The sequence below is a fragment of the Paenibacillus kyungheensis genome (assembly GCF_028606985.1).
Classification (GTDB): Bacteria; Bacillota; Bacilli; order Paenibacillales; family Paenibacillaceae; genus Saccharibacillus; species Saccharibacillus kyungheensis.
Genome location: NZ_CP117416.1, coordinates 3424847 through 3450194, shown reverse-complemented (window position 1 = coordinate 3450194; position 25348 = coordinate 3424847). Strand labels below are relative to the sequence as shown.

Genomic DNA, 25348 nt, shown 5'->3' with positions numbered 1-25348 from the left:
GCCTATAGGAGGACACTAAAATGAATATCGCAATTATTGGAGCTAATGGACAGATTGGTAAAATCTTAACTACTCAATTAGCAGCAAATCAACATAAAGTCAGTGCCGTTATCCGCAAACCGGAACAAGCGGAAGCATTAGAAAAAGTAGGTGCTCAAGCTGTACTTGCAGACTTGGAAGGATCAGTAGAAGATCTAACCAAAGTACTTCAAGGAGCAGATGCAGTGGTTTTTGCAGCAGGTTCTGGTGGTAGCACAGGTGCAGACAAAACGTTATTGATTGATCTAGATGGAGCAGTCAAAAGTATGGAAGCTGCTGAGAAAGCAGGCATTTCACGCTTTGTGCTAGTGAGCGCATTGTATGCAGAAGATCGTACGCAATGGCCAGACGATATGAAAACTTATTATGTCGCTAAACATTATGCGGATAAAATGCTAGAAGCCAGTTCACTTGATTATACAATTATCCGTCCGGGTGGATTGTTGAACGATAGTGGTACAGGGAAAGTGAAATTGGTTGAACATTTAGGAGAAAAAGGCAGTATCCCACGCGAAGATGTCGCTTCAGTGATCGCATCCATTTTAGATCAATCCAGTACGTATCGTCGTTCTTTCGACCTTGTGTCTGGCGATGATGCTATTGAAGAAGCGATTCAGTCTGTATAAACATTGATTGAATATGGAATAAGTATTGAAGCTATTTTATAAATGAATGAAAAAGAGGCACAGACGATGTATTAGTCTGTGCCTCTTTTGTATATTCTTCACATTTATAGTATTTTTGTCGATAAGAATAGTGATAAAAACTTATCAACTACATACATTACATAGTAGCAAGGAGTACGAATAATGAATGGATTTTTAGCAAACTACGGATGGATTATTATATTTTGGATTGTAGCAAGTATATTTTTTTTACCAGGTTTGATTATTATTTTCACAGGGATAATCAAGTTATATAAACAATCTAAATTTGTTTACATACACAAAATTAAAGTAATTATTGATGTTCAAAATAATAATCTTATGGAGGAAGTTGAAGAACTGTTAGAACACTCTAATCATATATTAAAAAATAAAAGTGGAATTACTCAAAAAGATGCTTTATTAATATATAGTATATTAAAAGAAACACTCAATCAGTTAAAAGATATTGAAATTGAGATTAAGTTACCTTGGACATCATTCTTTTGGGATTCATTAGAACTGATAGAAGAATTAAAAAAATATTTGCAGAAACATAAAACGATTCAAGAACAAATTAATTTAGATCGTTTCAAAATAAATGAATTACTAGAAGCAGAGCAGTATACACAAGATTATTATACTCATTGGGAAGATTCCTTTAAGATACTAGAACAACATATTTACCATTTTACCACTGAAATAGGATCAAGTTTATCCAAGTGGTCTAGGCAACAAAAAGAAATTCAAGAGTTACTCAGCAAAAGTAAGCAATGGCAGTATTCAGATACTATTCAATCATTTCAACTTTTAAAAAAAGTAGAGCAAAAAGTGAATATATTGCAAAAACAGTATGAACAACTAAAAATATATTATCAATATGCTATTGAGTTTGAAGACAAAATAAAAGCAGTACGCCTTGAAATTCATAATTCTCTAGAGAAGCATAGCTTATTAACTGTTGAGATTGATCCCTATCAATGGATAAATAAAAGCAGTAACACTTTAGAAGCCTTTCATTCTTCTATTCGTCAGGCTGATCTATTGCAAGCCCAATCCTTGTGGAATCAATTAGAAGACTCTATTGAGAAATCAATTGTTATTATTGAGAATAGAATAGCTCTGCAAGAAAACGTTCGAGAACAGCATAGAAGAGCACATGAACGGTTGCAAGTATTAAAGAGTATTGAATTAGAATTATCTGTAACATGGGTTTCAGCGCGTCAAGATTTGAAATCTTCAGTCTGGAATCATACATTTAAAAATTTTGAGAAAGCATGTAGAGCCTTACAAACGATTGAATCAGATTTAGAGCATATTCAACAGTATCTTCATGAAGATATTCAAAAATATATAGAAGCTGAAAAACATCTTATACCATTAGATTCTAAATTAATCTATATCGAACAGGAATTATATGCTAGTCAGGAGCAATTGCAATTGTGGCAACAATTACAACAACAGCTTCCTGAAAAAGTAAAGCAAGCTGAGTATAAATTAAAATATAGTTATGCTAAAGCTGAACAAGAAGCGATCAAGTGGAATATGAACACAATGTTAGATGAGGAGTATCAATCTATACAGAAACAACACGATAAAGTGCATGCTCTTTTCTCAGAATCCCCCCAAAATTTAAATCTATTGCAACAGCAATGTACAGCCTATATTGAATCTATTGAACAATGGGTTAGTACAATCAATACCTTAATAGATTACCGTGATGATGCTGTGCCCCTTAGGTTAAGATTAGAAAATGATTTTAAGCTTCACTATCGAACAGTAAAATGGTATCTACCCATGGGAGCAAGTGAACGTTATAAAAATTCTTTTAAAAAATTTATAAAAGATTATGAAGATTTAACAATGAATGGTCAGTACGAATCTGCATTTGCATCATTACAAAATATAAAAGGTATTATTGCAGAACTACAACTAGCTTATGATCAAATAACAGCGCAACAACAAGCACTAAAAAAAGCAAAAACAGAAGAACGTTATCGTACACGTCAATTACAAAATCAAAAGAATAATACTAAAGTAGTCAACCATTATCATACTCATACTTCTAAAGGGATTACTTTATTCGGGTCTAGTTCTTCTTCATCCAAATCCAAATCCAATATTGCATACAGAGATGATGACACTTGGGAAGATGACGATGATGAATAATATCTATATCGCTATATGTAATAAAATTTCCATAAATAAAGATATTAATGAAAAAACGATTGAACATTGTGTTCAATCGTTTTTTTATCATTAGATCATTATTTGGGATGATCTTTATCCCATTCTTCAGCTTTGGCAGTCGCAATCGCGATTGCTCGACCTTCTTCATAACCTTCATCTAGCAAAGCATTCGCGATCTCAATCGCTTTATGACGTACACGAGTATCTAAATTTTTCATAGATGGGGGATAATCTCCGTTAGTCCACGGCATCATAAACACTCCTTATCAATAAAATAGAATAAAAGACAACGATCACTAATTATTCAACCACCTAAAAGGATGAATAAGAAGGATTCCATGTAGTTCATTTACCCGTCTATGCTTAGACGAAACGGTAGCCGGGCATAATAAAAAGCTCTCACCTTAGCGGTAAGAGCCTTTATGGATGAATCTAGTATTATTATGCTTCTTGGAACATTGCTTTGTACTCGCTGTATCCTTCAGCTTCTAGATCTTCTTTAGGAACAAAGCGTAGAGCAGCCGAGTTAATGCAATAACGCAATCCATTTGGACCCGGGCCATCATCGAACAAGTGACCTAGATGAGAGTCTGCTTCGCGACTACGTACTTCAGTACGAACCATAAAGTGGCTCAAATCCATATTTTCTTTCACTTGATAATCTCGAATTGGACGGGTAAAGCTTGGCCATCCGCAACCGGAATCATATTTGTCGAGTGAGCTAAACAACGGCTCGCCAGAAACGATATCGACATAGATACCTTCACCATGATGATCCCAGAACTCATTTTTGAAAGCAGGTTCTGTACCATTTTTTTGAGTAACATGGTATTGGATTTCGGATAGTTTGTTTTTTAGATCACTTTTATCAATTTTGGTAGACCAGTGTTCGTTGATAAAAGCGTCCCGACCAGAACCTTTACGATAGCGTTTGTAATGTCCTGTATTTTTTTTGTGATAATCTTGATGATATTCTTCTGCTTCATAAAAAGTCTGAGCAGGCTCGATCGGTGTTACGATCGGTTTGTCAAAGCGTCCGCTAGCAGCTACTTCTTGTTTGGAGATTTCTGCTAACTCGCGTTGCTCATCTGTATGATAATAGATCGTTGTACGGTAAGAAGAACCACGATCGTAGAACTGTCCACCTGCATCAGTAGGATCTATTTGTTGCCAGTATAATTCTAGCAATTTAGTATAAGGAAAGATTTCTGGATCATATACGATTTGTACAGCTTCTGCATGTCCTGTTGTTTCGGTACATACTTCTTTGTACGTCGGATTCTCTGTATGTCCACCTGTATATCCGGAGCGAATACTGATGATGCCTGGTAGTTCTTCAAAAGGGGATACCATGCACCAGAAACATCCGCCTGCAAAAGTAGCCTTTTCATATTGTGAGTTGCTCATTTATCGTTCACTCCATTTCTTTGAATAAATAATTAAAATTTAAATAATACATAATATATCTTACACTATATAAAACCCAAAAAAACAGTGTATTCAAACATTAGATACGTATAAACTGTTCATTTGGATGACATCTATTTATAAATAAAGGGACAAAAACCGCTGACATGTTGGCATGTGAGCGGTCTATAATCATATTTTGGTCTTTATAAGATATCCGGTTGGCCGATCAGATGGATCAATCTTATTTTTGTGGAATAGTCAATTGGTATCCAGCAGGTAAAAGATTGTTAGCAGCAATCAATTCATCTACAGTTACACCGTATTGAGCAGCGATTTCAGTCAAGCTAGCACCTTGTGGAACAATAACAGTTGTTGCATTTTTAGTTGGTGTTACTGCTGGAGTTGTTGGTTCAGTTGGTGTTTCTTTAGCTGTTCCAAACATAGCTTCTACTTGTTGAGACACTGCTGTTTGGTAAGCTAGGTTATCTGCACGTTGTTCTGCTTTGTCTTTTGCTTTTTGGTGATTACTTGTATCAGCAGCAGCCGATACTTGGCTTGCTCCCATAGGTGCAACAAGAGCAACAGCTCCCAGGCTAGTAGCTAAAGCAGTAGACAATAAGACTTTTTTAAATGTTGTGTTCATGATATTTTCTCCTCTGTAATTACATAATTTTTTATAACTTACTTTCATTTAGTAACTTTATGATATAAATATACCACCATGATTCGACAATTGCAATAGATGATGTATATTTTTTTTGATGTTATTTTTAAAATATTTGTTCTGTCATGTTGTATACTCTTATTATAAGCTTTGCGATTAAATTCACATGAGTTATAGCTTAAAACCATATGAAATTTCAAAATAAATACAAAAAAAGATAAAATTTAAAAATTACTTTTATCTTTTTGATATTGCTTCTATAGTAGAAGTAGTGGTGAGATAGATACATATACTTGTGATCAAAGGAGATTAGATGATGACAGAACACGAGAATAAACATATAAAACGCAAACGGATCGCTTTGATCGGGATAGGGGATATTGCTCGTAAAGTGTATTTGCCATTGCTGATCAATCGTGTAGATATAGAAGTCGTAGGAATTATCAGTCATTCAGAGCAGACTGTACGCCAGACGATGGATACATTTCGACTGACAAAAGGAAGTACTGACATTGAAGATATTCAAAAGTGGGAACTGGATGCGGTATTTGTACATAGCCCAACTTCGACGCATTATGATATTGTAATGAAATGTCTGCAATATGGATTGCCTGTATATGTGGATAAACCGTTATCTTATAATATAGAAGAAGCACGCCAGATGACCTCAACAGCAGAGCAAAAAGATTTGTTGCTTGCGGTTGGATTTAATCGTCGTTTTGCTCCATTATATATGAATGCTTATGCCTGGCTAGCTGAAGCAGGCGGGTTTGAATTGTGCGAAGTGGTCAAACATCGTACCCGTTTACAAAGTGTACCTGCTAAAGAAACGGTATATGATGATCTGATCCATATGTTGGATTTATTAATGTGGTTGGGTAATGACACGTATACGGTTATGGCTCATCAGCTTCGTCAGCAAGGAAATGGCAACGGTCCGATGCTTCATGCTTCTGGCATGTTGTCGTTAGGTAATGGACGATACGGAAGCTATACGATGGCTCGCAGTGCAGGGATTGATATGGAAAGATTGATTTTGCATGGTGGCGGACGTTCTGCCGAAGTGATGAATATGGATAGTGCTTATTTATATGAAAAAGATATGTTACCACAGCAGCAACAATTTGGTAGCTGGGAGACGATATGGGAACGGCGCGGATTTATGGGAGTGATTGATCATTTTCTAGATCGTTTATCAACGCCTGAACAATGCAGTATACGCGCAGATCTGGTATTGGAATCACATATTTTAGCAGATCGATTAACGTCTGATTTATAAACAACAGAAATAGTTCACCTCGAAAGGATGCAATATGATGGATGATTATGATTACGACAACCTAACAAGCAAAGAGCAACAGAAATTAAGAGAAGAGCAGATTGTACAAAGCTATCGTCAAGATGAAGATATGATGATTCTGGTATTTGCTCAGTGGTGTGTAAATCGTGGATTTGATGCTAAAGAATTGTACCAGACCGCTTATCCAGATCAGGTAGATAATCCACGTCTACAACAAGGAATTAATTTGACAGTGCCCAAAGAAGAAGCAGGCGATATTCCTGATGACACATTATTCGGTGTATTGTCGATGTATGGAAATGAAGATCTTGCTCTGGTTATTAGCGAAGCGATAGATACAAGAGCAGCTACAGAGCGTCGATTGGCTTCACAAGAAGGCGAAGAAGAGTAGAATAACCATGTATACAAAGCTTTTGTTATTTCCTGAAAATTAAAGGAAATGACAGAAGCTTTTATTTATTTTTGCAAATTTGAAAATTTTAACTTGGCATATTACACTGAATATGATTTAATAATAACTATTACGATTTGAAAAAAATGTAGAAAATTGTAGAATGATATATAATAGTGTCATATAGGGGTTATACTAGTATATAATTGGAGGAGAAATAACATGATGAAAGCAACTGGTATTGTAAGAAAAGTAGACGAATTAGGACGGGTCGTTATTCCAATCGAATTGCGCCGTGTAATGAATATTGATGTAAAAGATGGTTTAGAGATTTTTGTCGATAGCGATCGTATTATTTTGAAAAAATATGAGCCTTCTTGCATTTTCACAGGCGATTCAGAAGACCTTATCTATTTTAAAGGTAAAATGATTAGCCGTAGTGCTATTGAAGAATTGATGGAAGCTTACCGTACGCAACGTTAAGACTCAATATTCACTGTAACACAGGCATAATAAATGATAAAAACCTGAGGCGATACACCAGCATAACGTTGGTTCGCCTCAGGTTTATTTTGATAGTTAGGATGAGATAGTGTACGTCACTTGCATAATAGAATGTTCATTTGCTTGAACTTGCTGAGGTTCAGCAGGTTGAATCAGCTGAATATGTTCAATACCATCGGGCACAATAACAGGTGTGATGACAGAGAGATTAGAAGATTGGATCATAGCGATATCAAATTCAATCAACAATTGCCCTGCTTGAATAGAATCACCTGATTTCACATGTAAAGTAAATGCTTGTCCTTTCAAAGACACTGTATCCAATCCAATATGAATCAATAATTGTACACCACTAGCATGTTCAACAATAATAGCATGTTTACTTTTATCCATCACATGTGCCACCGTTCCATCGAAAGGCGCGTATAATTTACCTTCGTTCGGTTCAATCGCTATACCTTCACCCATATGCTTGCCGGCAAAAGCAGGATCAGGCACATGTTCTAACGGAACCAGTGTTCCACTAATCGGAGCTATAATATTCAATACAGCGGTATCAGTCGGAACGTCACTAACTGCATGAGAACTAGCAGAAGCAGAAGTTGTATTATTGATAGCAGATGAGCTTGATTCAATAGAAGAAGTGGATGGTTCTGCATAATCAATAGAATCAGCAACAACGGAATCTGTTGCAGTGATCACTACTTTATCTTTGTATCCGAACAACCATGTGAGTGTAAATGCGATCGCGATCGCTACTACGTTACATAAGATATACAGTGGAAGTTGACTGTTCAAGTAAAGCAAAGTTCCTGGAATAACAGTAATCGCCATTCCTGATCCTGCTAAATGGAACAAAGAAGCCATAAAACCACCAATACCGCCACCGATTAATCCCATAATAAATGGCTTCATATAACGTAAGTTGACTCCAAAAATAGCCGGCTCAGTAATCCCTAGAAAAGCAGATAAAGAAGAAGGAAGCGCCAATGCTTTGAGCTTATTGTCTTTGGTTTTGAGACCTACCGCTAGACATGCGCCACCTTGAGCGGCCATCGCACAAGTGATAATAGCATTAAACGGATTGACACCTGTTCGTTCTAACAATTGAATTTCTAAAAAGTTGAAAATATGATGAACACCAGTTACCACAATAATTTGATGCAAAGAACCGATCAATAGCCCTGCAATTCCATAAGGCATATCCAATACATAAATGGTCGCATTCAATACAACAGATTCCAGTGAGTGGAAAATAGGGCCAATTGCAAATAGTCCAAGCGTAATCATAATCAATAACGTTAGAAATGGTGTTAAAATCAGATCAATCGCTTCAGGAATCCGCTTACGTAATGCTTTTTCTAACTTCGCTCCAATCAGACCAATAACAAATGCTGGCAATACAGAACCCTGATAACCGACAACAGGAATAAAGCCGAACAATGTTAACGGATGCGCAGATCCATCGGCGACAGAATAAGCATTAGGGAGCGCAGGATTGACTAACATCAGACCAAGTACAATCCCTAATACTGGACTTCCACCAAACACACGGAATGCAGACCATGCTACAAGCGCTGGTAAAAAAGCAAAGGCTGTATCGGTTAAAACTTGTGTAAATAATAGAAAGTTAGCTGAGATATGATCAGGTGTCATACCGAAAAGAGCTAGAATTTGAGGTTGTGTTAACAATCCTCGTAATCCCATAAATAAACCTGTAGCTACAAGAACAGGAATAATAGGAACAAATACATCACCAAATGTACGAATTGAGCGTTGAAAAAAGTTCCCTGCATTTTTACTTTGACTTTTGATATCGTCTTTGGAAGTACTTTCTACGCCTAAGTTTTCAACTTCTTCAAATATACGATTTACTGTACCGGTACCAAATATAATCTGGTACTGACCTGAATTGAAAAAAGCGCCTTTTACTTTATCTATGTTTTCGGTACGTTCTTGATCGATAAGCTCTTTGTTATGTACCATAATTCGCAAGCGAGTAGCACAATGAGCAAATGAGGCGATATTGTCTTTACCTCCGACAGCTTCGATTACCTGTTGAGCAATTTTTTGATTTTCAGACATGATTATTGTTCCTCCTTAGCTAACAAATCCCATTGTGTAACATCAAAGCATGCGCTTCCATCTTCCGCAAATAATGATATCCCTGTGCTATCAGGTTGAGGGAAGATACGAGCTGTCAATACTTTACGACCATCATTAGCGAAAATTTCAATCGAAGATGTATCTACAAATAGATGCAGTGTTACTGTGCCTTCATCTAGAGATAAACTACAACTTCGTGTTGTTCCATATTCAAGCGCTAGAGGTTGACCGGATAATGAGCGGTCTAAAGTTAATTTTTCTAGCTCTGGTTGATAATACAGAACGGTTTTTTCATTGTTGCCTACGCGTAACTCTATGCCTATTCGGGTAGCTTGAATATCACTGATTTGAACAAGCATTTCATACTGTACGCCTTGCATAGAAGATAGCAGATGGTGTTGGTTATCCACTGTATGATTAACATGATAACGTTGTCCACGTAGCTGAGTAAGCTCTTGAACAGGACGTTGTCGTAGTTCCCCTTGTTCGATCGTCAATTCACGTGGCAATGTGAGACAGTGCGCCCATCCTTGATGATCTGTAGGATAATCAATCTCTGGCATGCCTAGCCAACCGACTAACAATCTACGTCCATCCGGTGCAAGTGTCGTCTGTGGAGCATAGAAATCGAATCCATGATCTAACTCGCAAAAGTCTCCATGATCAAATTCACATGTATTCAGATCCAAAGGAGTACCAATCATATAACCGGACTGATAAATATTTTGAAATGAATCTGCAAACGGTTCTATTCCTTGCGGTGAAAATAACAATATTCCTTGTTGGTTGAGTTCAAAGTAATCCGGGCACTCCCACATATAACCGAATGAAGGTAGGAATGTCTGTAATTCTCCTTGAAATGTCCATGTCTGTAGATCAGGCGAACGATACATAACCGCACACCCGGTATGATTGATTCGCTGAGCGCCAATGACACAGTAGTAATATTCTCCATCTTGCCAGACTTTCGGATCACGAAAATGATCACTATATCCATCAGGTACATGCTCGATCACAGGGGGTAGCTTTGAGATATGACCCTGGGTGTTCATCACAGCTATACATTGGAATGGATAACGCTTCCAATCCTTGTTACGCGTATTACCTGTATACATCAGATATAACAGATTGTCTTTTTCTATAGCGCTTCCAGAATAAGCTCCATGAGAATCATATATAGTATCAGGAGCAATCCCGATCCCTTGATTACGCCAATGAACCAGATCAGTAGAAGAAGTGTGATACCAGTATTTGATACCATGTTGTGTTCCTAATGGAAACCATTGATAGAAAAGATGATATTCTCCGTTAAAAAAGCAAAATCCATTCGGATCATTCAGTAGTCCGGCTTCAGGTTGAATATGAAAAGTCTGACGCCACGGGCTTTGATCGGCTAATACCTTCAGTGCTTCCCATTCTCCAACATCAGCTTGATCTAAGGTGCGATACAACTGTGTTCGACTCATTTTCATAAATTATTCTCCATCGCTATTGATATATTCTTTCTACGGAACCGGTTCCAATTTGAATTAAAAAAATACACCGGAACCGGTTCCAATGTATTATAAGTCGGTATTTAACGATTGTCAACGCTTTCTCGGACAATAAGTTCGCAAGTTGAAATCGTTGTTTTTTGAACAGAATCTCCATGAATCATCTGAATAAGGTTGGTAGCGGCTAACTGTCCGGCTTCTTTGTAGTGAAATTTGACTGTTGTCAAAGCAGGATGCATAATCTCTGTAATATCATAGTCACCGAACCCTGTGATCGATAAAGTAGTCGGAATATCAATCTGTCTGGAGAGGGCTGCTTTGAATACACCGATCGCTATATTATCAGTAGCAGCGACAACAATAGAAGGGTTCCATTGATCTAGAAGATCATTAGCAGCGATGACTGCTTGATCCATCCGAAAGCCTGATTCATAGTAACGGATATCATAATCAGTCGTGTGTTCAAAAGCTTGCTGGAATCCTAGTTTACGCTGGATACCTACTGCATCATCTTGTTCAGTCACCCCTAGATAAGCGATCTGGCGATGCCCTTTGGATAATACATATTTGCCTAACATATAACCAGCCTGACGATCATCATGAATAACACTATGTAACAGCGCGTCATCTTGACCAATAAGTACAACAGGGATATTGCATTTCGCAATAGCCTGGCGATGTTCATCTGTAATTTTGGTTGCCATAAACAGCAATCCCGAAATCTTTTGACGGGAAAATTCATAGATCGCTTCGATCTCACGAGCTGTTTCTTGATTAGCATTAGCAAGTAACATCTGGTACTGTTCTTGGCGCAAAGTATCATCAATACCTATTAACATTTGAGATACAGCAAAGGAATCGAGCCGCGGTACAATAATCCCGATAATACTTGTTTTTTTGGCTTTTAAGCTGCGAGCAAATGTATTAGGGACATAGTTATATTGTTTAATAATGCGTTCGATTTTTTCTCTTGTTTCGTCACTGACCGAGCCGCCATTCAGATAACGTGATACTGTACTTTTGGCAACACCGGCAGCTTGAGCAATATCGATAATCGTTTTCATAGCTGTAAGCTCCTTATAAAGATCCAAAATATTGAGATAGCTCATTAAACAAATGATAGAACAAGCGCTGGACTGATTTATCAAGCAATGAAATGATCTATCAAATGATGAAATAATCTATAATGTGTATTCTGTTTATTATACATGAAAAAAGAGAGGTTCTTTAGATCAAAGAATCTCTCTACCTATAGATGATTAGTCCGTAAAATCTTGGCGTAACTGCTACCTATTTAAGTGATATGTTCACGCTTTGAGATCCGAAATTCTTTAGGTGACATGCCAAAGCGAGAACGGAATACCCGGTGGAAATACGTATAATTTGCAAACCCAGAAGATTCAGCAACTTCTTCCAGTGGCATTGGACTAAATACGATTCGCTCTTGTGCCATATTCAGCCGAACATCAAGGGCGTATTGCATAATCGTTGTATCAAATGCTTCTTTGAACAAATGGACAGCCCGCGAAACACTAATTCCTACATACATCGCTACATCATCTAATTTGAACGCAGTAGACGCATTTTCTTCAATATAATTTTTGATTTGATACGCTAAATAGGTTTTTGGACCACTGCTAGGCTGTTCAGATAAATAACGATCGATCGATAAGCACAGAATTTTCATATAATAAGACAAAATCTCAGGATAAGGATCATCGATCCGTCTTTTTTCCATCGAAATCTGACGTAATAAATCAACGATATTATCACTAAGCGGAATTTTTATTTTAGCAGGTCGCTCTGTACGCTTCCACCATTTGTCTGCCCATTCACCACCGAAAAAGATATGATAGTCGCCGCTTTCTACCATAGGTAAGCCAGCCGCATTAGGCGTATAATCAATTTTTAGCTCATATGGTTCATCAGGTGCATACAGATGTAGATCACCTACTTCGACTTCATCCATACCTCCTTTGTAACGGAGCAAACAGTTTCCTTCGGTTTGAAAACGGAATAAGTAACTTTTGACACCTTCGGGCTCATTCATATAAAAAGGTTTTCGATGAAACGAATAACCTGCGGTGTAAACTTTACAAATTTCTCCACTTAATTCCATTAAAAATCCTCTTTTCAGCAACAAATTTAAAATTTGACCAAATAGTTCATGTTTTAATCATATTATTCATTTTAATTGAAACCAAATAGTAATACTATTGTAACGAGCTTATAAAACATCAAGATTACATCATCAACAAAAAAGGACAATGGTATGTATAAGTCCATCATACATAAAGGGTTTATCATAGCATTGCTAGATTGTCGTTATGCAGGGCAATCCTAGATATACTTATCACCAGAGGAAAAGCTTTTCTGCACCTAGAAAAACAGATGCCCAAAGGAGGATCACCTGTGGAACGAATGAAAGCTGGCTTAATCGGATGCGGTAACATCAGTGAGATCTATTTAGAAAATTTACAATCAAGTCCAGTTGTTGAAGTGGTAGCATGCGCAGATATGGTGATTGAGAAGGCTCAAGCAAGAGCTTCACAATTTAACATTGCAAACGCATTCACTCCGGAGGAATTATTTCAACAGGAAGATATTGAATTAATTATCAACCTGACGATTCCTGCGGCACATGCTTCAGTCAATTTGGCGGCACTAGCAGCAGGAAAACATGTCTATGCTGAAAAGCCATTTGCAGTATCGCTAGAAGATGGTCAACGTACACTGTTACGAGCCAAAGAAGTAGGTCGCCGCGTAGGCAGTGCACCGGATACATTTCTCGGCTCAGGCATAGAAACAGCGCGCAAAGCGATCGACGATGGATTGATCGGTCGACCGATTGCAGCTTCTGCTTTTATGATGAGTGGTGGGCCTGAATCCTGGCATCCTGATCCTGAGTTTTTCTATGCGCCAGGTGGAGGACCAATGTTCGATATGGGGCCTTACTATTTGACAGCATTAACAAGCTTGTTAGGATCGATGACTAGAATTAGCTCATCAGCCGGTATACAGATTCCTGATCGTCATGTTCATAGCGGTCCCAAAGAAGGTACGCCATTACGTGTACAGACACCTACACATCTGGCAGGAACGATCGATTTCGAAAACAGTGCAATCGTTACCATGATTACCAGTTTTGATATTAAAGGAGGCTCTCAACTGCCTCGGATGGAAATCTACGGTACAGAAGGTACATTAGATATTCCGGATCCTAACTTTTTTGATGGTGATGTTCGCTTGAGACGTGCAGGTTCAGAAGAGTTTGAGATTGTGCCTCCTGTATTTGAAGGAACTCGTAATGAACGTGGTAAAGGTCTGAACGAAATGGTAACAGCGATTCGCAACAATCAACCTCACCGCGCAAGTGGTGAACTAGCATACCATGTACTTGAAGCGATGCATGCATTCCAACGCTCTTCATTAGAAGGCAAGCATGTGATTATCAAAAGTCGTGCAGGGTACAGACAAGGTAACAGCTATTAAATATCATCATCCTATACAACTATCATAAATTGTGGGAGTGAATGGAGCAATGGTTAAAGTTGGACTGCAATTATACACAGTACGAGACGATTTAGAAAAAGATTTTGAAGGTACAATTGCTAAAGTTGCATCGCTCGGATATCAAGGTGTTGAATTTGCTGGATTTTACGGACGTACTGCTAGTCAAATTAACGAATTACTCAAAAAACACAACCTTGAAGTTGTGGGTTCTCATACCCAATATACAGAATTATTACAAGATGCGCAGTCTTTAATCGATTATAACAAAGAAATTGGCAATCGTTATATTATTGTACCATTCTTGTCTGAAGAGCACCGTAGTAACTGGCCAGAAGTTTTCACGAATCTACGCAAGCTTGGAGAATTGTGCAATCAAAACGATGTAGTGTTGTTATATCACAACCATGAATTTGAATTTACTGAAAAATTAGGGGAACATACTGTATTTGATGCGATGTATACTGAAGTGCCTGCATCACTATTGCAAGTTGAATTGGATAGTTGCTGGGTACAGTATGGTGGATATGATCCTATTGAATATATTCAAAAATACGCTGGACGCTTACCGATTGTTCACTGGAAAGATTTCAAACGCACGGATAAAGGTGCACAGACGGTTGAACTTGGTGAAGGTGAAGTGCCTGTTGCAGCGATAGCCGATGCTACTGAAAAAGCAGGAGCAGAGTGGTTAGTCGTAGAGCAAGATTCATGCCTACAACCGCCTTTGCAAAGTATCGAGCAAAGCATCAACTGGGTGAAATCATACGGTGCTAAAGGTGGAAAAGTAAGCGTGTAATCTAACTCTTACTGTTCAATCCTAATAATTGTACTAAAATGGATATAAATCGCAATTTAGGTGAACTTTATGACATGTTTCGACGTATTATTTAATAATAGAGCATTTACACTATTCTCAACTGTCTGATAGGACAAATACAGAACTCACCGTTCGCTCTATTGATTAGATTCAAGTGATAAGTTCACCAGATTGCATTCATAAAATTAACGAATGAAGCTGGAGGATGGACAAATGAAATTAGGCGTATTTATGGTATTGCTCAACAATATGAGCTTTGAAGAAGCATTGGATTATGTAGCTGAAAAAGGCGTTAAAATGGTAGAGCTTGGTTCTGGCGGTAATCCAGGTAATGTTCACTGTAAGCCTGACGAATTACTTGCGGATGAAGGTAAGCTTAGAGCATTCAAGCAAGCGATCGATTCTCGTGGTTTAACGATTAGTGCATTAAGCTGTCATGGTAACCCTTTGCATCCGCAAAAAGCGATTGCCAAAGAATCCCATGAAGACTTTATCAAATCCGTTCAACTGGCACAGAAGTTAGATGTAGCGGTTGTAAATACATTCTCCGGTTGTCCGGGTGATAGTGATGATGCGAAATACCCGAACTGGCCTGTAGCACCGTGGCCGAATGATTTCCAGGATCTTATGAAATGGCAATGGGAAGAAAAAGTCATTCCATACTGGACAGAGAATGGTAAATTCGCTGCTGATCATAATGTAAAAGTTGGTTTGGAACTGCATGGTGGTTTCTCAGTGCATACTCCAGGTACACTATTACGCTTGCGTGAAGCTGCTGGTGAAGTGATCGGAGCGAACCTTGATCCGAGTCATATGTGGTGGCAAGGGATTGATCCGGTACAAGCGATTAAAATTTTAGGAAAAAATAATGCAATTCATCACTTTCATGCTAAAGATACGCTGGTAGATACCGATAATGTTAATATGCACGGCGTAACAGATATGCAAGACTACACCAAAATGCAAGATCGCGCATGGCAGTTCCGTACAGTAGGCTTTGGTCATGATAACAAAACATGGGCTGATATTATCAGCACATTACGTCTAGTTGGATACGATTATGTTGTAAGTATAGAGCACGAAGATGGTCTAATGTCAGTAAATGAAGGTTTCACAAAAGCTGTCCATAACTTGAAGCAGGTTTTGATTGAGGAAGAACTTGGTGAGATGTGGTGGGTCTAATATAGAGGAGGAAGTTTTTTATGATTAATGTAACGGTCTGGAATGAGTTTGTACATGAGAAAATCCGTGATGATGTCAAAGCAGTATATCCTGATGGGATTCATACTGTTCTGGCGGATGGGCTATCGAAGGAAGGCTTTGCCTGCCGTACAGCTACACTCGATCAGCCGGAACATGGTTTGACAGAGTCTGTGTTGAATTCTACCGATGTGATGTTATGGTGGGGACATACAGCTCACGAATTAGTAGATGATGATATTGCAGAAGCGGTAGCAAGAAGAGTCAATGAAGGTATGGGATTAATCGTTCTTCATTCAGGACATTTCTCCAAACCATTTAAACAATTAATGGGAACCAGTTGTGATCTGAAATGGCGTGTAGCCGATGAGCAAGAAATTCTATGGTGTGTAAATCCTACGCATCCTATCGCTCAAGGTGTTAACCCTTCCATTACACTGGATAAAGAAGAAATGTATGGTGAATTTTTCGATATTCCTGCTCCTGATGAATTGGTATACTTGAGCAACTTTGAAGGCGGAGAAGTATTCCGTAGCGGTTGTACGTATCGTCGTGGACATGGTAAAGTCTTTTACTTCCGTCCAGGTCATGAGACGTATCCAACGTATTACAATCAGGATATTATGCACATTATCTCTAACGCTGTACGCTGGGCGTATCCTGCAATAAATACACGTCCTGAATTCGGTCGCACAGAACCTACACGTGCACTTGGTAGTAAAGTAATGGCGTAACAGCTATACCAAACAAACTGAGTTCCAGACAGTATTAATCATAGAAAATAAATCTTTCAAAAGTGCGCGTGTATGGTTAATAGCCTACAGGCGTACTTTTTTTGGGATTTTATCCAGCAAGATCGCTATTATACACTGATGAAAGCACTCTACCATGTAGATTAGTGATAGAAAGGAGTGCATGGATGTCTAAAGCACAGAGAGAATCACAGATTGGCAACGTTCCGTTATCGCCAACACGAATTAGCGAATGTTTGGAGCGAGTAGCCGGACATCGGTTAGAAGGATTTTTAGGTGGTTATGGTAAATTTCCGGGTGGATTAATGATGGTAGGAGAAGCACCGGGAGCGAATGAGATTGAAAAAGGGATTCCTTTTTGTGGACAAGCAGGTAAAGTGTTAGATGGTTACTTTGATGCTTTGAATATTACAAGAAATGATCTATATATTACAAGTACTGTACGTAGTCGTCCATACAAAGACAAAATGATTCAAGGTAAACATACAGCCGAACGATCAAGTCGATCGAATCGTACGCCGACTTCGTATGAAGTATTTGCGTTTGCACCTATTTTGGATACTGAGATTGAAACGGTACAACCGCAAATTATTATTACGCTTGGCAATATTGCTTTACAACGATTACTAGGCAAAGGATACCAAGTCTCTCAGGTTCATGGTCAAGCACGGCGCAGTCATATTCAACAAGTCGATGCCGATCATATGGATCAGGGATATCACTGGTCAGAACAGGAATACTGGATTTTTCCTATGTATCATCCTGCGGCAGTATTGTATAATAGATCATTGACAACTATTATTGCAGAAGATCTGGTCATTTTGCGAGAATTGATCGATTTAACGCTACAATCATAATATAATGTTGAAAGATTGAGCATTAATCTGTAATTATGTAATGTTTTCGTTCTCTTTTCAGGTAAAATATGCTAAAATATATGTACTAACTAATCGTAAGTTAACATCGTAATATGATGAAATACGAGCTTATGACTATCCGATCCCGTGTTTCGGAACAATTGAAGAGGTGAGAGAACATGGAGCAACACCAGTTGGGATTATGTCCCCGTTTTGAGACCGCGTTTTCATTTTTAGGAAAAAGATGGAATGGTCTAATTATTCAATCATTAATGAGTGGTCCTAAACGTTTTAAAGATATTTCTAATCTGATTCCGATGATGAGCGACAAAATGCTATCTGAACGAATGAAAGATCTAGAAAGCAGTGGAATTCTGATTCGTCAGGTATATCCAGAGACTCCTGTTCGAATCGAATATGAGTTAACAGACAAAGGTCGTGCACTTAAGCCGGTTATGGAGCAGATTCAGAACTGGGCAGAGCATTGGGTAGAATAGTACGCTATGAATGAATCAAAAAAAGCTTTCCGCTATGAGTAACACACGGAAAGCTTTTTTGGTATCTTTAGTTGTCTAAACAGGTAAGTGTATAGAAGATACTGAATATTCATTAGATTCTGCATATTTCTTTAGGGCATAATTCACAGTGACATACTTCTTGTAAAGCTTCAAGGTCATGGATAATGATCATACCATGTTCATATTCGATACTTTCTTTTTTACGTAGATCGCTAAGCATCCGGTTTACACTTTCACGAGTAGCACCAATCATATTCGATAAGTCTGTATGCGTGATTTTTTTGTTAATCAAAATAGAACCTTGATCATTGTAATCTTCACCATACGTATTGCTTAAACGAATCAATGTAGAGCAGAGTGCACCTGGTTTACCATATAACATCAAGTCACGAACTTTAGTCTGAGTCAGACGGTGATGCGTTCCCATCCATTTCATAAAGTCGATTGCAAAGTCGCAATACTGACAGATCATTAATTCTAATTCTTTATGTTCGATCACAGCAACTTCTGTATCTTCTATTGCTTCTGCTGTAAATCCAAGGCGTGTACCAGAGAATGGGTCAGCTTGACCGATCATATCTCCTGCTTGATACATATATAGAATCAATTCTTTACCTTCATCGGTTGATTTCGTTAATTTAACGCGTCCACTTTTAAGGAAATATAATTTATCGGATAAATCGCCTTCCCAGAATAAATGAGATCCTGCTGCGATACTACGTTCTGTAGAATGGTTAAGTAATCGTTCCTGATTAATTTCCGAAAAGCATGCTGTATTATGACGTGGTTGAGTTTCTTCTAAAGACTTGTTCATTATTATTCGCCCCTTTATTTCAATTATACGTGAAATTAATCATAATGCATAACATTTTAGGAAAAAAATTGGAAATTAAATGATTAGTTAAATTCTACATTATATAGTAATAATGATGACTTACAAATGAAGAAAAGCTTATTCGTACTTTGTGATTAATTTCACTATTATCATACATCTTTTTATATTAAAATGCAAAAGGAAAAAATGAAATAGAATAAATTTAAAAAATAAAAATTGATTGTGAAAAATATCACATTATGATTTATGTCTCTATGCTATGATCAGTGCGTAGACAAAAGCAATACACATTCTGAGGAGGATGAGAGAAATGGCTGTAAAAAATGATGCTAGTCGCAACGTGGAATTGAGTGCACAGGAAGAAATTCAAAAATTAATTGATAAAGCTAACAAAGCGCACGCTGCATTTATGAATATGAATCAAGAACAAATTGATAACATCGTACAAGCAATGGCGTTAGCTGGTCTGGATCAACATATGTATCTTGCTAAACTGGCTGTTGAAGAAACAGGTAGAGGTGTATATGAAGATAAAATTATCAAAAACATGTTTGCTACTGAATATATATACCACAGCATCAAAAATGATAAAACAGTCGGTGTTATTGAAGACAATGATTATGAAAGCTTCCAAAAAATCGCTGAACCTGTCGGAATCATTATGGGGATTACACCTGTAACGAATCCAACATCAACAACGATGTTCAAATCATTAATTTCAATTAAAACACGTAACCCTATCATTTTCGGCTTCCATCCATCAGCACAGAATTGTAGTAAAGAAGCAGCTCGCATTTTGCTTGAAGCAGCTGTAAAACATGGTGCACCTGCAGATTGTATCCAGTGGATTGATGCTCCTTCAATGGACAAAACAAACGCTTTGATGAACCATCCTGATGTAGCCATGATCTTAGCTACTGGTGGTGGCGCAATGGTTAAAGCAGCATATAGCTGTGGTAAACCTGCACTTGGCGTAGGTCCTGGTAACGTTCCTGCTTTTATCGAGAAAAGTGCTGATCTACAACAAGCTGTTAATGACTTAATTCTTTCCAAATCGTTTGATAATGGTATGATCTGTGCTTCTGAACAGGCTGTAGTTATTGAAGAACCTGTCTATGAAAAAGTGAAAAAATTAATGATCGATAACGGTTGCTACTTTGTAACAAAAGAAGAAGCAGGCAAATTAACAAACGGTGCAATGAATACAGATAAATGTGCAGTGAATCCTTCTATTGTAGGACAATCTGCTGTAAAAATTGCTGAACTTTGTGGAATTACTGTTCCAGCGGACACCAAAATATTGGTTGCTGAACTGGAAGGTGTCGGTACGAAATTCCCATTATCTGCTGAAAAATTAAGCCCTGTGTTGGCTTGCTATAGAGTTAAAAATGCGGATCAAGGGATTGAACGTGCTGCACAAATCGTAGAATTTGGCGGTATGGGTCACTCTTCAGCTATCCATTCTAATAATGATGAAGTTATTCAAAAATTCGCTAACCGTCTACAAACTGGACGTATTATCGTGAACTCTCCTTCTACACACGGAGCTATCGGTGACCTTTACAACACTAACTTACCATCTCTAACACTAGGCTGTGGATCTTATGGTCGTAACTCTACTTCTTCTAATGTAAGTGCAGTGAATCTGATTAATGTGAAAAGGGTGGCTCGTCGTACTGTGAATATGCAATGGTTCAAAATACCTTCTAAAGTTTATTTTGAAAAAGGTGCAACTCAATACCTTGCTAAAATGCCTGATATTAGCCGTGTTGTGATCGTAACAGATGCGATGATGGTACAACTCGGTTATGTAGAAAAAGTACAACATTACTTGCGTCAACGTCAAACTCCAGTGGTTGTTGAAGTGTTCTCTGATGTAGAACCAGATCCATCTACAGCTACAGTTGAACGTGGTCGTCAAATGATGGAACGTTTCCAACCTGACTGCATTATCGCTCTTGGTGGTGGATCACCTATGGATGCTGCTAAAGGCATGTGGATGTTCTACGAATACCCTGATACTGAATTTGATAACTTAAAACAAAAATTCATGGATATCCGCAAACGGATTTACAAATACCCACATTTGGGACAAAAAGCACAATTCGTAGCTATTCCTACAACTTCGGGTACAGGTTCTGAAGTAACATCGTTCGCAGTTATTACAGATAAAGAAAAAGGCAACACTAAATATCCTTTGGCCGATTATGAGTTAACACCAGACGTAGCGATTATCGATCCTGAATTTGTATACTCTTTACCTCGCGTAGCTGTAGCTGATACAGGTATGGACGTATTGACTCATGCAATTGAAGCTTATGTATCTGTAATGGCAAGTGACTTTACCGATGGACTAGCAATCAAAGCGATTCAACTGGTATTCCAATATCTAGAACAGTCTGCTCTAACAGGCGACAAACTGGCTCGTGAAAAAATGCATAATGCTTCTACGATTGCAGGTATGGCATTTGCGAATGCATTCTTAGGTATTAACCATAGCTTGGCACACAAATGGGGTGGACAATACCATACAGCACATGGTCGTACCAATGCGATCTTGTTGCCACACGTTATCCGCTACAATGCAAAAAAACCAACTAAATTCGCATCGTTCCCTAAATATTCTCACTTTATCGCTCACGAACGTTATGCTGAAATTGCACGCATCCTAGGATTGCCAGCACGTACAACTGAAGAGGGCGTAAACAGCTTGATCAATGCTATTCGTGACTTGAACCGTAAATTAGGTATTCCAGAAACATTTGAAGCTTTGGGCTTTGATGCAAAAGACTTTGAATCTCGTGTCGATTACCTTGCTGACCGTGCATTTGAAGATCAATGTACAACAGCGAATCCTAAATTACCTTTAGTGACTGAACTAGCTGATGTATACCGCAACGCATTCTACGGTAGATTTGAATAAGTATACTTTTGAAATAGTAATCATGTAGATTGAAAAAAGGATCACTCCACAAATGCTTTTATAGCAGAGTCGTTGGAGATGATCCTTTTTTCTTCTTATTTAAATGGCATCTCTAAAAATAGGCTCTCAAGATACGCTATTGAAAATAAAAAATAAAGCAAATATGGAAATTCACCTCATACAAAAGAACGATCTCCTAGTTTGCGATATGAGCAGAACTAATGAGAGTCGTTCTTTTATTCGTAGAGAGGAGTGATGCAATGTCCAACATTATTCTATAGTGTGTAGATAGAATAATACAGAAATAGTGTGATATATTTCGTTGTTAGAAGTCGTATATTCCGGTATTATGCTACAGTTATTTGTTGTAAAATCTTATGTATATTTTTGTATTAGTAGATTGATATTACTGTGTTTACAGCATAATTAGTTGCTCGCTTATGCTGTAAAAGGGTTTCTGAATATCTGTAATAGTTATTTTTGAAAACTGTTATAGATACAGAATGTGATAAAAATCATAATAAAAATGCGATTTTGTGATAAATGTCACATACTCTGCTTATGAATTACATCATAATAAAGACATAGCCGGAGGGAGAAAATAACAGCTTCCGGTATCGTACAGGCGAGACAAGCATTAGCTTAAACGCTTTTGTGATTTTATTCACAATAATGGAGGGATTATCAATGTCAGTTATCGAAAGAAATGTACAGGATAATTTAAAAAAAGATGCATGGCGCAATTTCAAATCAGGTAAATGGGCAAAACATGTAGATACTCGTGATTTTATTGAGCAAAACATTAGCGCATATCAAGGAAACGAAACATTCCTAGCTGGCCCTACTTCAAATACAAAAGACTTGTGGGATATTATTTCTAAACTATCTAAAGAAGAGATCGAACGTGGCGGAGTATGGGATGTAGATGCTGCAACACCTTCTACTATCACTTCACATGGTCCTGGATACTTGGACAAAGACAAAGAACAAATCGTCGGTGTTCAAACAGATGCTCCTTTCCGTCGTTCGCTTCAACCGTTCGGTGGTATCAAAATGATGATCGATGCTTGTAAAGCATATGGCTTTGAAGTACCAGAACAAATCATTGATATCTTCACTAATATTCGTAAAACGCATAACCAGGGTGTATTCGATGCTTACACTTCCGATATGAGAGCAGCACGTAAAGCAGGTATCATTACAGGCTTGCCAGATGCTTACGGTCGTGGACGTATTATCGGTGACTATCGCCGCGTAGCATTGTACGGTGTAGACTTCTTGATCAACGAAAGAAAACAAGATTTGAATGACATGGAAGTTGATGTAATTGATGAAGAAGTTATTCGTCTTCGTGAAGAAGTATCTGAACAAATTCGTGCTCTAGGCGAATTGAAAAAAATGGCTGAAATGCATGGCTTCGATATTTCCAAACCTGCACAAACAGCTAAAGAAGCGTTCCAATGGGTATACTTCGGTTACCTTGCAGCAATCAAAGAACAAAATGGTGCAGCGATGTCTCTAGGACGTGTATCTTCTTTCCTTGATATTTATATCGAACGTGATGTAAAAGAAGGCACATTAACAGAACAACAAGCTCAAGAACTAGTTGACCATTTCGTAATGAAATTGCGTATTGTTAAATTCTTGCGTACTCCAGACTACAACGAATTGTTCAGTGGTGACCCTACTTGGGTTACAGAATCTATCGGTGGTATGGCTGTAGATGGCAAAACATTAGTAACTAAAAACAGCTTCCGTTTCTTGCATACATTATACAACTTGGGACCTGCACCAGAACCTAACTTGACTGTATTGTGGTCAGAACAATTGCCAGAAGCTTTCAAAAAATTCTGTGCTAAAGTTTCAATCGAAACAAGTTCTATCCAATACGAAAACGATGATCTTATGCGTCCGATCTATGGCGATGATTACGGTATTGCTTGCTGTGTATCCGCTATGCGTATCGGTAAACAAATGCAGTTCTTCGGAGCTCGTGCTAACCTTGCCAAAGCATTATTATATGCAATCAACGGTGGACGTGACGAGAAATCAGGCGTTCAAGTAGGACCTGAATATCCTGCAATCACTTCTGAAGTGCTTGAATATGACGAAGTCATGAAACGCTTCAAAGCAATGATGGAATGGTTAGGCAAATTGTACATGAACACATTGAACGTTATCCATTACATGCATGACAAATATAGCTACGAACGTATCGAAATGGCATTACATGATCGTGATATCTTACGTACAATGGCTTGTGGTATTGCTGGTCTATCTGTAGCAGCTGACTCATTGAGCGCTATCAAATATGCAAAAGTAACACCTATCCGTGACGAACGTGGTATTGCTGTAGACTTCAAAATTGAAGGTGAATATCCTTGCTACGGTAACAACGATGATAAAGTCGATCAAATTGCTGTTGAATTGGTAGAAACATTTATGGGTATGATTCGCAAAAACAAAGCATACCGTGGTGCAACACCAACACAATCAGTACTAACAATCACTTCTAACGTAGTATACGGTAAAAAAACAGGTACAACACCAGATGGACGTAAAGCTGGCGAACCATTCGCACCAGGTGCTAACCCTATGCACGGAAGAGATACAAAAGGTGCACTTGCTTCTCTAAGTTCTGTTGCTAAATTACCATACGAAGATAGCTTAGATGGTATTTCTAACACATTCTCTATCGTACCAAAAGCATTAGGTAAAGAAGAAGAAATCCGTAAATCAAACCTTGTATCTATGCTAGATGGATACTTTGGTAGCAACGCTCATCACTTGAACGTGAACGTATTTGCTCGTGAACAACTACTAGACGCTATGGAACACCCAGAAAACTACCCACAATTAACTATCCGTGTATCTGGATATGCTGTTAACTTTGTGAAATTGACTCGTGAACAACAAATGGATGTCATCAACCGCACATTCCACGGATCAATGTAATACAAACTTTTAAAAATAATAAAGCAATAAAACTAACCAAAGCTTTTAACTGCTAACCAACAATGAATGATATAAGTTATATCTGAAAATGTAACTCTATCTGCTGAGTGAAGGCTATAGAATTATTTTGGAGAAGCGAAGCGTTCGCCTTTAAGATTCGGATATCGACTGCGAAAGCAGTTCATTCCAGATATCCGATCTTAACAGCGATCGTAAAAATAATCTATTGACGTAACG

Annotated in this window: 21 protein-coding genes; 13 read left to right on the top strand and 8 right to left on the bottom strand. The window is 38.0% G+C overall.

Annotated features, from left to right (window positions below; all coding sequences use genetic code 11):
- Positions 1-20: 20 nt before the first annotated feature.
- Together PQ456_RS14770 and PQ456_RS14765 are read left to right on the top strand one after the other, a co-directional pair.
- Positions 21-665, top strand: coding sequence for an SDR family oxidoreductase (locus PQ456_RS14770; RefSeq protein ID WP_273612980.1), 645 nt, complete (start codon positions 21-23; stop codon positions 663-665).
- A gap of 183 nt (positions 666-848) precedes the next feature.
- Positions 849-2852 carry a coiled-coil domain-containing protein gene (locus tag PQ456_RS14765; protein ID WP_273612979.1) on the top strand — a complete coding sequence of 668 codons (2004 nt, stop codon included), beginning with the start codon at positions 849-851 and terminating at the stop codon, positions 2850-2852.
- 98 nt (positions 2853-2950) lie between these two features.
- On the opposite strand, the gene PQ456_RS14760 is transcribed toward PQ456_RS14765, so the two are convergent.
- From PQ456_RS14760 to PQ456_RS14750, 3 genes are all read right to left on the bottom strand, one after another.
- Positions 2951-3124, bottom strand: coding sequence for a DUF2188 domain-containing protein (locus PQ456_RS14760; protein ID WP_273612978.1), 174 nt, complete (start codon positions 3122-3124; stop codon positions 2951-2953).
- Positions 3125-3314: 190 nt separating this feature from the next.
- Positions 3315-4280, bottom strand: coding sequence for a peptide-methionine (S)-S-oxide reductase MsrA (msrA, locus tag PQ456_RS14755; protein WP_273612977.1), 966 nt, complete (start codon positions 4278-4280; stop codon positions 3315-3317).
- A gap of 244 nt (positions 4281-4524) precedes the next feature.
- Positions 4525-4926, bottom strand: a complete 402-nt coding sequence (locus PQ456_RS14750; RefSeq protein WP_273612976.1) for a LysM peptidoglycan-binding domain-containing protein — start codon at positions 4924-4926, stop codon at positions 4525-4527.
- 337 nt (positions 4927-5263) lie between these two features.
- On the opposite strand from PQ456_RS14750, the gene PQ456_RS14745 reads away from it, so the two are divergent.
- From PQ456_RS14745 to PQ456_RS14735, 3 genes are all read left to right on the top strand, one after another.
- A complete protein-coding gene (locus tag PQ456_RS14745) occupies positions 5264-6226 on the top strand; it encodes a Gfo/Idh/MocA family protein (protein ID WP_337957859.1) in 963 nt (320 codons plus the stop codon).
- Between the two features lie 37 nt (positions 6227-6263).
- Complete coding sequence (locus tag PQ456_RS14740) at positions 6264-6638, top strand: hypothetical protein (protein ID WP_273612974.1); 375 nt, start codon at positions 6264-6266, stop codon at positions 6636-6638.
- Positions 6639-6860: 222 nt separating this feature from the next.
- Positions 6861-7121 (top strand): AbrB/MazE/SpoVT family DNA-binding domain-containing protein, encoded by a 261-nt coding sequence (locus tag PQ456_RS14735; protein WP_273612973.1) that lies wholly within the window; start codon positions 6861-6863, stop codon positions 7119-7121.
- 96 nt (positions 7122-7217) lie between these two features.
- Here the strand turns inward: PQ456_RS14735 and PQ456_RS14730 are convergent, their stop codons facing one another.
- From PQ456_RS14730 to PQ456_RS14715, 4 genes are all read right to left on the bottom strand, one after another.
- Positions 7218-9227 carry a sucrose-specific PTS transporter subunit IIBC gene (locus PQ456_RS14730; RefSeq protein ID WP_273612972.1) on the bottom strand — a complete coding sequence of 670 codons (2010 nt, stop codon included), beginning with the start codon at positions 9225-9227 and terminating at the stop codon, positions 7218-7220.
- A gap of 2 nt (positions 9228-9229) precedes the next feature.
- Positions 9230-10720, bottom strand: a complete 1491-nt coding sequence (locus PQ456_RS14725) for a glycoside hydrolase family 32 protein (RefSeq protein WP_273612971.1) — start codon at positions 10718-10720, stop codon at positions 9230-9232.
- Positions 10721-10824: 104 nt separating this feature from the next.
- A complete protein-coding gene (locus PQ456_RS14720) occupies positions 10825-11805 on the bottom strand; it encodes a LacI family DNA-binding transcriptional regulator (RefSeq protein WP_273612970.1) in 981 nt (326 codons plus the stop codon).
- A gap of 230 nt (positions 11806-12035) precedes the next feature.
- Complete coding sequence (locus PQ456_RS14715; protein ID WP_273612969.1) at positions 12036-12860, bottom strand: AraC family transcriptional regulator; 825 nt, start codon at positions 12858-12860, stop codon at positions 12036-12038.
- Between the two features lie 293 nt (positions 12861-13153).
- Here PQ456_RS14715 and PQ456_RS14710 point away from each other — a divergent pair, with 293 nt between their 5' ends.
- From PQ456_RS14710 to PQ456_RS14685, 6 genes are all read left to right on the top strand, one after another.
- Positions 13154-14233 carry a Gfo/Idh/MocA family protein gene (locus PQ456_RS14710; protein ID WP_273612968.1) on the top strand — a complete coding sequence of 360 codons (1080 nt, stop codon included), beginning with the start codon at positions 13154-13156 and terminating at the stop codon, positions 14231-14233.
- A gap of 49 nt (positions 14234-14282) precedes the next feature.
- Positions 14283-15050 (top strand): sugar phosphate isomerase/epimerase family protein, encoded by a 768-nt coding sequence (locus PQ456_RS14705; RefSeq protein WP_273612967.1) that lies wholly within the window; start codon positions 14283-14285, stop codon positions 15048-15050.
- Between the two features lie 234 nt (positions 15051-15284).
- Positions 15285-16253, top strand: a complete 969-nt coding sequence (locus tag PQ456_RS14700) for a sugar phosphate isomerase/epimerase family protein (RefSeq protein WP_273612966.1) — start codon at positions 15285-15287, stop codon at positions 16251-16253.
- Between the two features lie 20 nt (positions 16254-16273).
- Complete coding sequence (locus PQ456_RS14695; protein ID WP_273612965.1) at positions 16274-17005, top strand: ThuA domain-containing protein; 732 nt, start codon at positions 16274-16276, stop codon at positions 17003-17005.
- A 185-nt stretch (positions 17006-17190) separates the two neighbouring features.
- On the top strand, positions 17191-17880 hold the full coding sequence (locus PQ456_RS14690; protein ID WP_273612964.1) for a uracil-DNA glycosylase: 690 nt from the start codon (positions 17191-17193) through the stop codon (positions 17878-17880).
- A gap of 179 nt (positions 17881-18059) precedes the next feature.
- Positions 18060-18377, top strand: coding sequence for a winged helix-turn-helix transcriptional regulator (locus tag PQ456_RS14685; RefSeq protein WP_273612963.1), 318 nt, complete (start codon positions 18060-18062; stop codon positions 18375-18377).
- Between the two features lie 112 nt (positions 18378-18489).
- Here PQ456_RS14685 and PQ456_RS14680 read toward each other — a convergent pair whose 3' ends face one another.
- Positions 18490-19212 (bottom strand): Crp/Fnr family transcriptional regulator, encoded by a 723-nt coding sequence (locus tag PQ456_RS14680; RefSeq protein ID WP_273612962.1) that lies wholly within the window; start codon positions 19210-19212, stop codon positions 18490-18492.
- Positions 19213-19543: 331 nt separating this feature from the next.
- Between PQ456_RS14680 and adhE the strand changes: the two genes are divergently transcribed.
- Positions 19544-22156, top strand: a complete 2613-nt coding sequence (adhE, locus tag PQ456_RS14675) for a bifunctional acetaldehyde-CoA/alcohol dehydrogenase (protein WP_273612961.1) — start codon at positions 19544-19546, stop codon at positions 22154-22156.
- Positions 22157-22843: 687 nt separating this feature from the next.
- Entirely contained in the window at positions 22844-25111 is a 2268-nt protein-coding gene (gene pflB, locus PQ456_RS14670) for a formate C-acetyltransferase (RefSeq protein ID WP_273612960.1), read from the top strand.
- The last annotated feature ends 237 nt before the right edge of the window (positions 25112-25348 follow it).